Source organism: Alcanivorax jadensis T9 (assembly GCF_000756655.1).
Classification (GTDB): domain Bacteria; phylum Pseudomonadota; class Gammaproteobacteria; order Pseudomonadales; family Alcanivoracaceae; genus Alcanivorax; species Alcanivorax jadensis.
Map to the genome: position 1 here is coordinate 24,334 of NZ_ARXU01000017.1, position 12,500 is coordinate 36,833.

The 12,500-nt window shown below is 58.5% G+C and carries 10 protein-coding genes; 9 read left to right on the forward strand and 1 reads right to left on the reverse strand.

From position 1 onward, the window contains the following. Positions 1–39: 39 nt before the first annotated feature. The gene (locus T9A_RS15680; RefSeq protein WP_035250297.1) at positions 40–1,236 is read right to left on the reverse strand and encodes an efflux RND transporter periplasmic adaptor subunit; all 1,197 of its coding nucleotides are present in this window, start codon (positions 1,234–1,236) and stop codon (positions 40–42) included. A gap of 160 nt (positions 1,237–1,396) precedes the next feature. Between T9A_RS15680 and T9A_RS15685 the strand changes: the two genes are divergently transcribed. The 9 genes from T9A_RS15685 (at position 1,397) to T9A_RS15725 (ending at position 12,490) form a co-directional block, all read left to right on the forward strand. Further along, a complete protein-coding gene (locus tag T9A_RS15685) occupies positions 1,397–2,041 on the forward strand; it encodes a TetR family transcriptional regulator (protein ID WP_035250298.1) in 645 nt (214 codons plus the stop codon). 317 nt (positions 2,042–2,358) lie between these two features. Then, the gene (locus T9A_RS15690) at positions 2,359–4,050 is read left to right on the forward strand and encodes a long-chain fatty acid--CoA ligase (RefSeq protein WP_035250300.1); all 1,692 of its coding nucleotides are present in this window, start codon (positions 2,359–2,361) and stop codon (positions 4,048–4,050) included. Between the two features lie 151 nt (positions 4,051–4,201). Next, positions 4,202–5,053, forward strand: coding sequence for a branched-chain amino acid ABC transporter permease (locus tag T9A_RS15695; protein ID WP_232222149.1), 852 nt, complete (start codon positions 4,202–4,204; stop codon positions 5,051–5,053). Then, positions 5,053–6,117, forward strand: a complete 1,065-nt coding sequence (locus T9A_RS15700; protein WP_052043104.1) for a branched-chain amino acid ABC transporter permease — start codon at positions 5,053–5,055, stop codon at positions 6,115–6,117. Before T9A_RS15695 ends, T9A_RS15700 begins: the two co-directional genes overlap by 1 nt. Next, positions 6,110–6,877, forward strand: coding sequence for an ABC transporter ATP-binding protein (locus tag T9A_RS15705; protein ID WP_035250304.1), 768 nt, complete (start codon positions 6,110–6,112; stop codon positions 6,875–6,877). The genes T9A_RS15700 and T9A_RS15705 overlap by 8 nt, the downstream gene beginning before the upstream one ends. Beyond that, complete coding sequence (locus T9A_RS15710) at positions 6,864–7,571, forward strand: ABC transporter ATP-binding protein (RefSeq protein ID WP_035250306.1); 708 nt, start codon at positions 6,864–6,866, stop codon at positions 7,569–7,571. The genes T9A_RS15705 and T9A_RS15710 overlap by 14 nt, the downstream gene beginning before the upstream one ends. Positions 7,572–7,633: 62 nt before the next feature. After that, a complete protein-coding gene (locus T9A_RS15715; RefSeq protein WP_035250309.1) occupies positions 7,634–8,821 on the forward strand; it encodes an ABC transporter substrate-binding protein in 1,188 nt (395 codons plus the stop codon). A gap of 251 nt (positions 8,822–9,072) precedes the next feature. Continuing rightward, a complete protein-coding gene (locus T9A_RS15720) occupies positions 9,073–11,160 on the forward strand; it encodes a 3-hydroxyacyl-CoA dehydrogenase NAD-binding domain-containing protein (RefSeq protein WP_035250311.1) in 2,088 nt (695 codons plus the stop codon). A 133-nt stretch (positions 11,161–11,293) separates the two neighbouring features. Beyond that, positions 11,294–12,490, forward strand: coding sequence for an acyl-CoA dehydrogenase family protein (locus T9A_RS15725; RefSeq protein WP_035250313.1), 1,197 nt, complete (start codon positions 11,294–11,296; stop codon positions 12,488–12,490). Positions 12,491–12,500 lie beyond the last annotated feature (10 nt).

Consider the following 12,500-nt stretch of genomic DNA (forward strand, 5'->3'; position numbering starts at 1 on the left):
TTACGTCGAGTTAGTGTGCGCCAAGTGAGCCGCGTGGCGTTATTGCGCTGCGCCTTGATCCCCGCCTTGAGCGGCGGGGGCCTGGGAGGGTTGTGCTTGCTGTTCGGTATCAACCGGGCTGACCGGAATACCCGGCTGGATTTTTTGCAGCCCATCCACGATCAGACGGTCGCCGTCTTGCAGGCCGCTGGCGATCAGCCACTGACTACCCACGGCGCGTTCGGTGACCACATTCACTTTTTTCACCGTGTTGTCGTCGGCGATGAGCATGGCGCTGGCCTGGCCAGTAGGGTCACGGGTAATGCCTTTCTGGGGAACCAGAATGGCATCTTCTCGCTGGCCTTCAGGGAGGCGACCGCGGACGAACATACCCGGCAGCAGATCGCCGTCCGGGTTGGGGAAGAGCGCGCGCAGGGTCACCGAGCCGGTGCTTTCGTCTACTGCGTATTCGGAGAACTGCAGGGCACCGGGTTTGCTGTACTCGCTGCCGTCTTCCAGGATCAGGGTGATACGTGCTTCATCGTCGCTGACCTGCTGCAGTTCGCCGGCTTCCATGGCCTGACGCAGGCGGCGCAGCTCGATGCTGGACTGGGTCAGATCCACATAGATGGGGTCCAGCTGGCGGATGGTTGCCAGGGCATTGGCCTGGTTGGCGGTGACCAGGGCGCCGGCAGTCACGGTGGAACGCCCGATGCGGCCGCTGATCGGCGCTTCGATGGTGGCGTAATCCAGGTTGATCTGTGCGCTTTGCAGATTGGCCCGGGCGGCGGCCACAGCGGCCTTGTTTTCATCCAGGGCGGCTTTGGCTTCGTCATATTCCTGCTGGCTGACAGAGCGGCGTTCCAGCAGCGTCTTGAAGCGTTCCACACGCAGGGTGTTGGAGTTCAGGGTGGCCTGGGCTCGAGCCAGCTCCGCCCGGGCAGAAGCTACGGTTGCCTGGTAGGTGCGTGAATCGATTTTATAGAGGGGTTGCCCGGCTTCCACCTTCTGGCCTTCCTCGAACAGGCGCTTTTCGATCACGCCGCTTACCTGCGGGCGCACTTCGGCAATCTGGTGAGCGGTGGTGCGCCCGGGCAGCTCCCGGCTAAGGGTGGTGGATTTTGCCTTTACCGTAATGAAGCCAACCTGCGGGGCCTGTTGCTGCTGTTGCTGACCGGCCTGGTCAGCATCACTGCAACCGGCAAGCTGCAGGGCAAGGGCGCCCGCCAGAAGGGAGAGAATCAAACCGCTGCGCATAATCACCTCTGTTTTCAATACACGCCGTCAGGCACCGGCTCGACGAACGGGCGGTGCTTGCAGGAAATATGAATCAGGTTCAGTATATACATTCAGCAATGTATGTATAGGCCCGACAGTGAAATCCATTCAATTTTCTTGAGTCCATTAAGAGTATTCCATGGTCAGGCGAACGAAGGCAGAAGCGCTGCAAACCCGGGCTCAGATCCTGGATGCCGCCGAGCAGGTTTTTCACCGTAAAGGGGTACTGTCCGCCTCTTTAAAAGATATTGCCAGTGAGGCCGGGGTGACGCGAGGGGCAATCTACTGGCACTTCAAGAACAAGCATGATGTGTTCATGGCTATGGTGGATCGCAGCCGCCTGCCGTTCGATAGTCTGGCGGAGCGGGCGGAGGACGCCAGTGAGCCGGATCCACTGGGGCGCCTGCGCGAGTTTATGGTCTACCTGTTACAGCAAGCAGTCTGTGATCCCGGCCAGCGGCGGCTTTTCGAGATCATGTTCCAGAAATGCGAATTCAGCGGCGAAAATGCCGATTTGCTGGATCGTCAGCGTGACGCCTGCCGGGACTCCGCTGGGCGACTGACGCGGACCTTTGCCAACGCTATCGCCCGTGGGCAACTCCCGAAAAACCTGGATAGGGTGAAATCTGTTACTTGGCTACACAGCCAGCTCACCGGCGTGATCATGAACTGGCTACTCGATCCAGAGGTGCTGGACCTGGAGCGGGCGGCTACGGATTTTGTCGATACCTGCCTGTTTGCCCTGCAGCATTCTCCCTCGCTGCGAACCTCTCCCGGGCTGTGATTCCAAGCCACTGAATTGGCAACTGAAATGCCGGTCCGCATTTCCGATAACTGGTCTGTGCAGAGCACATACCCGGTGGTATGTTTCTGGTCCCTCCCCGAAAAATCCCGCTTATAGCCTTTGTCAGATTTCGTTTCAAAAAACGAAACGTCATTCCAAAATAGTATTGACGACCCTCCCGAGCCATGTCAGATTGACTGGCGAGTCAACATCTTGTTTCCGCTGAAGGGCGGTGGGACCGCCGATTCCCTTCAGCATTCGCTACAGCAGCAACACCAATAAAAGGCGCTTATGAAAGCGCCGCGGGAGAGCACAACATGTTTGATCGGCACTATGCGGTCTGGCCGGAGAATATGCCGCGCCACCTCAGCCTGCCGCAGACCAGCCTCTATACCAATCTGGAGGTTTCGGCCCTGCGTTATCCCCACCGGGATGCAATCAACTATTACGACAGCCCCATCACCTTCGCCGAACTCAAGCAGCAGGTGGATGCCCTGGCGGGCTATCTGCAATCGCTGGGGGTAGAGAAGGGCGACCGGGTGCTGCTGTTCATGCAGAACGCGCCCCAGTTCATCATCAGCTATTACGCCATCCTTCGAGCCAATGCCATTGTGGTGCCGGTGAACCCCATGAACCGGGCCGCCGAACTGGAGCATTACCTGCAGGACACCGAAGCTGCCGTGGCCATCTGTGGCCAGGAATTGTTGCCGGCAGTGGCCCCAGTGGTGGGCATGGTGAACCTGCGCCATGTGATCGTGGCGGCCTATAGCGATTACATCACCCGTAACACGGACCTGCCGCTACCCGCCGAGGTGGAAGCGCCGGCGGTGGCGCTGAACAGCCCGGCCCACATTGCCTGGAAAGACGCCATTGGTGCCGGTGAAACCCCCAGAGAACTTTTAGTCGGCCCGGATGATCTGGCGGTGTTCCCCTACAGCTCGGGTACCACCGGTGCCCCCAAGGGCTGTATGCACACCCACGGCTCGGTGATGGCCACCTGTGTCCAGGGGAGCGCCTGGATTCATGGCACCACTGAGTCGGTGACCCTGGCCACGCTGCCGTACTTCCATGTGACCGGCATGCAGGGCTCAATGAATTCGCCGATCTATGGTGGTTCATTGATCGTGTTGATGACCCGCTGGGATCGTCGCGTGGCCGCCACCTTGATTGAGCGTTACAAGGTCAGCCGCTGGGTGAATATCGTCACCATGGCCATCGATCTGCTCTCCGATCCGGATGTGGAGCAATACGACCTGTCCTCCCTGGAGAATATCGGTGGCGGCGGGGCGGCTATGCCGGCGGCGGTGTCCGACAAACTCTTCCAGCTCACCGGTCTGCGTTACATGGAAGGCTATGGCCTGTCCGAAACCATCGCCGGTACCCATATCAATCCCACCGATAACCCCAAATCCCAGTGTCTGGGAATTCCGGTGTTCGATATCGATTCGCGCATTGTGGCAGTGGAAGAAGACGGTCAAACCGGCAGGGAACTGGGCCCCGGTGAAGTGGGGGAAATCATCATCCACGGGCCGCAGGTGTTCCAGGGTTACTGGAAGCGCCCCCAGGAAACACAAAAGGCGTTTATCGAGCTGGAGGGCAAGCGTTTCTTCCGCACCGGCGATCTGGGCTACTACGACGAAGAGGGCTATTTCTTCATCGTCGATCGGGTCAAACGGATGATAAATGCGTCCGGGTTCAAGGTCTGGCCGGCGGAGGTGGAAAGCCTGATGTATCGCCACCCGGCCATCCAGGAAAGCTGCGTCATTTCCACGCCTCACCCGCGCCGCGGCGAAACCGTGAAAGCCTGCGTGGTCCTGCGTAACGAGATGAAAGGCACGCTTAACGAGCAGGCCATCATCGACTGGTGCAAGGAAGAAATGGCCGCCTACAAGGTGCCACAGGTGGTGGAGTTCCGCGATGAGCTGCCCCGTTCGTCCACCGGCAAGGTGATGTGGCGAGCCCTGCAGGAGCAGGAATGGGCCGGCGAACAGGAGCAGCGGGCTTGCTAGCAAGCCTGGACTGAACTCAGTCAGCGTCACAATAAATGATACGCGGCAGCGCTACGCCGCAGGGGCTGACATAACAAAGGAAAAACGGGAAACAGCGATTGCCGCAGGGTAACCGTTCCCACACACAGGAGGCTTTGCCTTGGACTTATTCATGCAGCAAGTGCTTAACGGCCTGACGCTGGGCAGCATCTACGGGCTGGTGGCCCTGGGTCTGACCCTGGTGTACGGCATTTTGCACGTACCGAACTTCGCCCACGGGGCGCTCTATATGGTGGGCGCCTATGTGTCCTACGTGATCATGGTCGACTTTGGCGCCAATTACTGGCTGGCCATGCTGGGCGCCGCCGGTGCGGTGGCGTTACTGGCGGTGTTGTGCGAGCGACTGGTGTTCAACCCCTTGCGCCATGCACCGCCGATCCACGACAAGATTGCCGCCATCGGCATCATGCTGTTTCTGGAAGCGCTGGTGCAGATGCACTGGGGCGCAGAATTCCGCCGCATGCCAACCCCTTACACCGGGATTGTCGAATTCGCGGGTCTGACCATGCCGGCCCAGCGGATACTGATCATCGTCGGCGCGTTCTCGCTGATGGCGGTACTGCATCTGTTCCTGAAGAAGACCATGACCGGTTCCACCATTGTCGCCATGGCCCAGAACCGGGAAGGGGCTTTCCTGGTGGGGATCGATGCCAACCGGGTGGCGATGATGACCTTTGCCATCTCCGGGGTGTTGGCGGCGGTGGGCGCAACCCTGTTCGCGCCGATTAACCTGGTGTACCCGGCCATGGGGCATCTGCTGATCATGAAAGCCTTTGTGATCATCATCCTTGGCGGCATGGGCTCCATTCCCGGTGCCATCGTCGGCGGCTTGATCATCGGCTTTGCCGAGGCCTTTGGTGGCTTCTACATCTCCACCGACTACAAGGACATCATCGCCTTCGCCTTGCTGGTGGTGATTCTTTCCATCAAGCCCACTGGCCTGTTCACCAAGGGGGTGCGCTAATGAATGCCCTGCAGAAAATTTCCGATTTTTTCATGACCCCGGCGATGAAGCTCATCATGATCGTCGCGGCACTGCTGTTCCCCTTTGTGGCAGGCAATGAGTACCAGATCTATGTGATGGCGCTGGCGTTTGTTTGGGCCATTGCGGTCTATGGCATGAACATTATCACCGGGCTTTGTGGCCAGTTGAATCTGGCCCATGGCGGCTTCTTTGCCATCGGAGCCTATACGCTGGCCATTCTCACCGTGGATCACGGCTGGCCTTTCTGGTGGGCCTTTGTGGCCGCCGGTGTGTCCGGTGCGTTGTTGGGCTTCTTGGCCGGGGTGGTGTCGTTGCGACTGAAGGAGCATTACTTTGCCATCTTTACCCTCTGTGTTGGGTTCATCATTTATCTGTTGATCGATAAATGGGAAGAGCTGACTCACGGTGCCCTGGGCATTATCAATATTCCCGCACCCAGCGGCTTCGGGCTGGTGGATTTCACCGAAACCACGCCGTTCTATTACCTGGCTCTGGTATTCATGGTGCTGTCCATCTGGTTGGCGGCACGTATTGCCAATTCCCTGCTGGGTCGCAGTTTCCGGGCCATTCGTATCAGTGACGAGCTGGCGGCCTCCCTGGGTATCAACCTGATGCGCAACAAGGTGCTGGCATTCGTTCTGTCCACCACCTATGCCAGCGTGGCCGGTGCGCTGTATGCCGGCATGGTGCGCTTTATCGGCCCGGCAGAAGCCGACGTGGTACACACCTTCGACATGATTACCTTCCTGCTGGTGGGTGGTATCGGCACCCTGATGGGGCCGTTGTTTGGCACCCTGGCGATTACCTGGCTGACCCAGTCCCTGCAGTTCCTGGAAGAGTACCGGATGATCGTGTTCGGCCCGTTGCTGGTGGTGCTGGTGATCTTCTTCCCTCGTGGTGTGGTGGGTACGTTCCTGACCTGGCGAGGACGCCGTCTGGCCGCAGTGCAGGAAACCGCCAAAAAGGAATCTGCCAGCGAAAAAAAGCCGCAACCGAACAAGGCGGTAACACCTCGCAACCAGGAGGCCGGTAACCATGCTTAAGATCAATAATCTGACCAAACGGTTCGGGGGTCTGGCGGCGGTCAACAACGTCAGCATCGAATTCGAAGCCAACAAGATCAACGCCATCATCGGCCCCAACGGTGCGGGTAAAAGTACCTTCTTCAATCTGGTGGCCGGTGCCATGGCACCCACTGAAGGCTCCATCGAATATCAGGGTATGGATATCACCGGTATGGCCTGTGATCGCATTGCCCGCCTCGGTATCGCGCGGACCTTCCAGACTACTTCCCTGTTCGATGAATCCACGGTGTTGGACAACCTGATCGTGGGCCACCGTCTGCGCACCCAGTCACGCTTGTGGGACGTCATCATCAACTCCAAGCGCCTGCGTGATGAAGAGAAAAAATGTCGTTCCCGGGCCCAGGAAGTGCTGGATTTTGTCGGCCTGTCCCATATCGGTCACCGCATTACCGCGGACATCAGCCAGGAAGAGAAAAAGCGCGTGGCTTTTGCGTTGGCCCTGGCCACCGATCCGGAGCTTGTACTGCTGGATGAACCCGCCGGTGGTATCAACCCGGAGGAGACCGAGAATCTGGCCTCACTGATCCGCAAGATGGTGGAGCACGGCGTCACCGTCTGCCTGATCGAGCACAAAATGGACATGATCATGAGCCTGGCCGACAAGATCATGGTGCTGGACCACGGTGAAAAAATTGCCGAAGGCACCCCGGAACAAATTCGCAACAATCCGGTGGTAATCGAAGCCTATCTGGGGAGTGATGACGATGCTGCAGCTTAACGAAGTGGAAGCCCGCTACGGCAGCTTCAAGGCCCTGGAAAAAGTCTCCATGACGGTGGGTGAGGGCGAATTGGTGGTGCTGCTGGGTGCCAATGGTGCCGGCAAGAGCACGCTGTTCAATACCATCAGTGGTCTGCTTAAACCCACTGCCGGGAAGATTTCCCTGAATGGCAAGGATGTCACCGGCCTCAAGCCTTCCGGCCTGGTACAGAGTGGCGTGGTGCAGTGTCCTGAAGGGCGCAAGTTGTTCCCGGAAATGTCAGTGCTGAAAAACCTGATGCTCGGTGCCTATGTGCACCGCCGGGACAAGGCCGCTATCAAGAAGACTCTGGACCAGGTATTGGCGCTGTTCCCGATCCTTGACGAGAAGAAGGATCATCCGGCCGGATCACTCAGTGGTGGCCAGCAACAGATGGTGGCCATCGGACGCGCCATGATGGGGCGGCCAAAACTACTGCTGCTGGACGAGCCTTCTCTGGGGCTGGCCCCGCTGGTCGTGAAGCAGATGTTTGAAACCATCAAGGGTATCAACGAGCAAGGCACCACGGTGTTGCTGGCGGAGCAGAATGCCTTCGCCGCACTGAAAATTGCTCACCGCGCCTACGTGATCGAAAACGGTCGCCTGGTGATGGAGGGCGATAAGGACGCGATGCTGGGTAATGAAGACATTCGCAAGGCCTACATCGGGGCCTGAAGCGATAACTCGCAGCGTGTGCGCTACACAACAAGATTGAGAAATAATAACGGGAGAGTTTCATGAGCAACGGAAAAAACACACTGGTTAAGCGCTTCTGCCGTCTGGCCTGCGCCAGTGCCATCGCACTGGCTGCCAGCGGCGTACAGGCGGCAGAAACCGTTACCATCGGCTTCACCGGCCCGCTGAGCGGCGGTGCCGCGTTGTACGGCCAGAACACCCTGGAAGGCCTGCAAATGGCCGCCAGGGAAATCAATAACAAGGGTGGTTTCAAGGTGGGTGATGAAACCTACGAGATCAACCTGGTATCCCTGGATGACAAGTATGCCCCCAGTCAGGCGGCGGTGAACGGCAAGCGCCTGGTGCAGCAGTACAACGCACCGGTGATCTTTACGCCGCACTCCGGTGGCACCTTTGCGTTACAGGCGTTCAATCAGCGGGATGATTTCCTGGTGATGTCCTATACCTCGGTGCCGACCGTGACCGAGAAGGGCAATGAGCTGACCGTGCGCATTCCTCCCACCTTTACCGGCTACATGAAGCCGTTCACCAAGATCGCCATGGCGGAAAACGGCAAGAAAGTGGCCATCGCCAATGCCACCCATGACTACGCCAAGTACTGGACCAAGGCGTTCGTTCCCACCTGGGAAGCCATGGGCGGTACCGTGGTAGCGGATAACCCCATGGACTACAACAAGTCGGCGGACTTCTATACCGGCGTGAGCAAGGTGCTGGCAGAAAAGCCAGACGTGTTGTTTATCGGCGGGGCGTCGGAGCCCACCGCGCTGGTGGCCAAGCAGGCCCGTCAGCTGGGCTTCAAGGGTGGTTTCGTGATCATGGACCAGGCCAAGATGGGTGAAATGTCCAAGATCATCGGCGGCTACAAAATGCTCGAAGGGTCCGTGGGTGTGGTGCCGCTGACCATGTATGAAGAGCAGGGCGCCAAGGATTTCGTTGCCAAGTACCACAAACAGAATGATGGCAAGGATCCGACCACCGAAGTGGCCTACAACTACTTCGCCATGCACACCGTGATTCAGGCCATGAAAGAAGCCGGTACCGTGGCGGACTCCAAGGCCATCCGTGCGGCCATGGGCGATGCCCTGAAGAACCTGGCGGAAGAGCATAACCCCTACGGTGTGACGGAGATCGATGCCAAGGGCGGGATGATGGCTGACCCCAACATTGCCACCGTGAAGAAAGGCGGCACCGTTGAGCTGCAGCGTATTTCCGAGGTGCTGGGCGAATAACCTGGCGAGGAAAAAAAGCAGGGCGCCTGGCGCCCTGTTTTTTTGGCCCGTTTCAAATAATGAAATATAATTCCAAAATAATTGAAACCGGTTCGGCTTTGCTTATACTAGAGCCTGTTGGCAGTCATGTGCGTAGCCGTTGAGGCATCGCAGATCAGTGTCAACCTATCCACATCTTCCTGACCCGGCGCGAGACCGGGCAGACACTGCCGTGCTTTACCGGAGCATGGCAGTTCAATGAGGAGAGTACTATGAGTCACCCGGTCAGCCTGAGTCGCGATAGCGATATTGGCGTAATCCGAATCAACTATCCCCCCGTCAATGCGCTGGGCCATGGAGTCCGTGAAGGGTTGCAGAACTGTCTGCGCGAGGCCCTGGCAGACGATGACATCAAGGCGGTGGTGGTCATTGGTGAAGGCAAGACCTTCCCGGCCGGTGCCGATATCCGTGAATTCGGCAAACCACCGCAACAGCCGGTACTACCGGCGGTGATCGACGAATACGAAGCCAGCGACAAGCCGGTGATTGCTGCCATCCATGGCACCGCCCTGGGTGGCGGGCTGGAAGTGGCTCTGGGCTGTGATTATCGCGTGGCCCTGGATAGCGCCCGCCTGGGCCTGCCGGAAGTGAAGCTGGGCCTGCTGCCCGGCGCCGGTGGCACCCAGCGCCTGCCTCGTCTGGTGGGGGCACAGAAAGCCCTGGAAATGATCGTCGGCGGCAACCCGATCAAGGCGGCCGAGGCCCGCGAGCTGGGACTGGTGGACGAGGTGGTCAGCGGTGACCTGCTAGAGGGCGCACTGGCGTTTGCCCGCAAGCTGGTGGCCGACGGCGCGCCGCTGCGCAAGATCTCCGAACTGGACGTGCCCGGTGATACCAGTGCCGAGCTGTTCGACCACTTCGAGCAATCCATTGCCAGAAAACAGCGCGGCTTCAAGGCGCCGTTTTCCTGTATCAAGGCGGTCAAGGCTGCGGTGGAATTGCCCTACGACAAGGGCGTGGAACGGGAACGGGAGCTGTTCTTCAAGCTGATGGTCTCCAGCGAATCCGCGGCCCAGCGCCATGTCTTCTTTGCCGAGCGGGAAGTGGCCAAAGTACCCGGTCTCGACAAGGACACGCCCAAGCGCGAAATCAAGCAGGCGGCCGTGATCGGTGCCGGCACCATGGGCGGTGGCATCGCCATGAACTTCGCCAATGCCGGTATTGCGGTGAAGATTCTCGAGGTGAAGGAGGAGGCCCTGGAAAAGGGTATCGCCCTGATCCGCAAGAACTACGAAAACACTGCCAAGAAGGGGCGCATCAGCCAGGAGCAGGTGGAGCAGCGCATGGCGCTGATTCAGCCCACCCTCAGCTACGATGATCTGAGCGATGTGGACCTGGTCATTGAAGCGGTGTTCGAGAACATGGACGTGAAGAAAGCCGTGTTCAGTGAGCTGGACCGGGTCTGCAAACCCGGCGCCATTCTTGCCACCAACACCTCCACCCTGGACGTGAACCGCATTGCCAGCTTCACCAACCGTCCCGAAGACGTCATGGGCATGCACTTCTTCAGCCCCGCCAACGTGATGAAGCTGCTGGAAAACGTCCGTGGCGAGAAGACCTCCGACGAGGTGATCGCCACTGTCATGGATCTCAGCCGTCGTATCGGCAAGGTCGGTGTGCTGGTGGGCGTGTGCCATGGTTTTGTCGGCAATCGCATGCTGCACAAGCGACAGGCAGAAGCCATTCAACTGGTCAACGAAGGTGCCAGCCCGGAGCAGGTGGACAAGGTGCTGTTCGATCTGGGGTTTCCCATGGGCCCCTTTGCCATGTCTGATCTGGCCGGTATGGATGTGGGTTACCGCATCCGCGAGGAACTGCGCAAGGAAGACCCGGACAATGCGCCGCCGCGCAACTGGACCGACGAACTGGTGGAAGCCGGCCGATTGGGCCAGAAAACCCAGGCTGGCGTATTTGACTATAAAGAAGGCGATCGTACCCCTGTGCCTTCACCGGATGTAGACGGCATTATTGAACAATACCGTAGTGACAACGGGATTGCCCCGCGCGAGATCAGCGATCAGGAAATCCTCGAGCGCTGTATGTACGTGATGGTTAACGAGGGCGCGAGGATACTGGAAGAGGGTATCGCCGCCCGCCCGCTGGATGTGGACGTGATCTGGATCTACGGCTACGGCTTTCCGGTATATCGGGGCGGTGTGCTGTTCTGGGCCGACCAGGTGGGTGTGAAAACCATCCACGACAAGATCAATGAGATCTACCAGCAAACCGGCTCCGATGTCTGGAAGCCTGCCAAACTACTCAGCGAGCTGGCAGAGCAGGGCAAGGGCTTCTACCGCTGAAAGACTCAACGAATGTTGTAACCGGCCGTTGGAGCCTTGCTTGCAAGGCGAACGTGCTCTGAAATCTTCGCCTTGCGAGCAAGGCTCCAACAGCGGTTGCGAAGCAAAGAACAACCTTTAAAGAGGTTTAAAAATGGATATCAACTACACCCCGGAAGAACTGGCGTTTCGCGATGAAGTGCGCGCCTTTCTGGACGAGAAGCTACCCAAGGAAATTGCCAGCAAGGTGAAGAAAAACCAGCACCTGGGCAAGGAAGACACCATCCGCTGGCAGAAAATTCTCAACGAAAAGGGCTGGATGGCCCTGCACTGGCCGAAAGAGCATGGCGGCACCGGCTGGTCTCCGATCCAGAAGCACATCTTCGAGGAAGAGTGCGCCGAGTATGGCGCCCCCACCGTGTTGCCCTTTGGTGTGAACATGGTGGCGCCGGTAATCATCAAGTTTGGCACCGAGGAGCAGAAGAAAACCTATCTGCCTTCAATCCTTAACAGTGATGTGTGGTGGTGTCAGGGGTATTCCGAGCCAGGTGCCGGTTCTGATCTGGCCGGGCTGAAAACCAAGGCCGTCCGCGAAGGCGATCACTACGTGGTCAACGGCCAGAAAACCTGGACCACCCTGGGCCAGCATGCCGACTGGATCTTCTGTCTGGTGCGCACCGATCCCAACGCCAAGAAGCAGGAAGGCATTTCCTTCCTGCTGATCGACATGCAAACCCCAGGCATCACCGTACGCCCGCTGATCACCCTGGACGGCGAGCACGAAGTGAACGAAGTGTTCTTCGACGATGTGAAAGTGCCTGTGGAAAACCTGGTTGGTGAGGAGAACAAGGGCTGGACCTGCGCCAAGTATCTGCTGACCTTCGAGCGTACCGGCATTGCCGGTGTGGGCCAGTCCAAGGCGGCGCTCAAGCATCTCAAGGAAGTGGCTGGCAAGGTTCAGCAGAACGGCAAGCCGCTGATCGAAGACCCGCTGTTCCGCAACCGTCTTGCGGATGTGGAAATGGAGCTGATGGCACTGGAAATGACCAACCTGCGTACCGTGGCCGCCGCCCAGGCGGGCGGTGTCCCCGGCGCGGAAAGTTCCTTCCTGAAAATCATGGGTACCGAACTGCGTCAGGAAATTACCGACCTGTTCCGCCGTGCGGCGGGCCCTTACGCCCAGCCATTCCTGCCGGAAACCTTTGAAGCGGATTACGACGGTGAAATGGTAGGCCCCGACTTTGCCAACAGTGTTTCCACCAAGTACTTCAACATGCGCAAGCTGTCGATCTTCGGCGGCTCCAATGAAATTCAGAAGAACATCATCGCCAAGATGATTCTGGGACTGTAAGGAGACGACC

Excerpts from the sequence above, each read along its gene's own strand:
- T9A_RS15680 (WP_035250297.1), bottom strand. The coding sequence starts at position 1,236 with ATGCGCAGCGGTTTGATTCTCTCCCTTCTGGCGGGCGCCCTTGCCCTG.
- T9A_RS15685 (WP_035250298.1), top strand. The coding sequence starts at position 1,397 with ATGGTCAGGCGAACGAAGGCAGAAGCGCTGCAAACCCGGGCTCAGATC.
- T9A_RS15690 (WP_035250300.1), top strand. The coding sequence starts at position 2,359 with ATGTTTGATCGGCACTATGCGGTCTGGCCGGAGAATATGCCGCGCCAC.
- T9A_RS15695 (WP_232222149.1), top strand. The coding sequence starts at position 4,202 with ATGCAGCAAGTGCTTAACGGCCTGACGCTGGGCAGCATCTACGGGCTG.
- T9A_RS15700 (WP_052043104.1), top strand. The coding sequence starts at position 5,053 with ATGAATGCCCTGCAGAAAATTTCCGATTTTTTCATGACCCCGGCGATG.
- T9A_RS15705 (WP_035250304.1), top strand. The coding sequence starts at position 6,110 with ATGCTTAAGATCAATAATCTGACCAAACGGTTCGGGGGTCTGGCGGCG.
- T9A_RS15710 (WP_035250306.1), top strand. The coding sequence starts at position 6,864 with ATGCTGCAGCTTAACGAAGTGGAAGCCCGCTACGGCAGCTTCAAGGCC.
- T9A_RS15715 (WP_035250309.1), top strand. The coding sequence starts at position 7,634 with ATGAGCAACGGAAAAAACACACTGGTTAAGCGCTTCTGCCGTCTGGCC.
- T9A_RS15720 (WP_035250311.1), top strand. The coding sequence starts at position 9,073 with ATGAGTCACCCGGTCAGCCTGAGTCGCGATAGCGATATTGGCGTAATC.
- T9A_RS15725 (WP_035250313.1), top strand. The coding sequence starts at position 11,294 with ATGGATATCAACTACACCCCGGAAGAACTGGCGTTTCGCGATGAAGTG.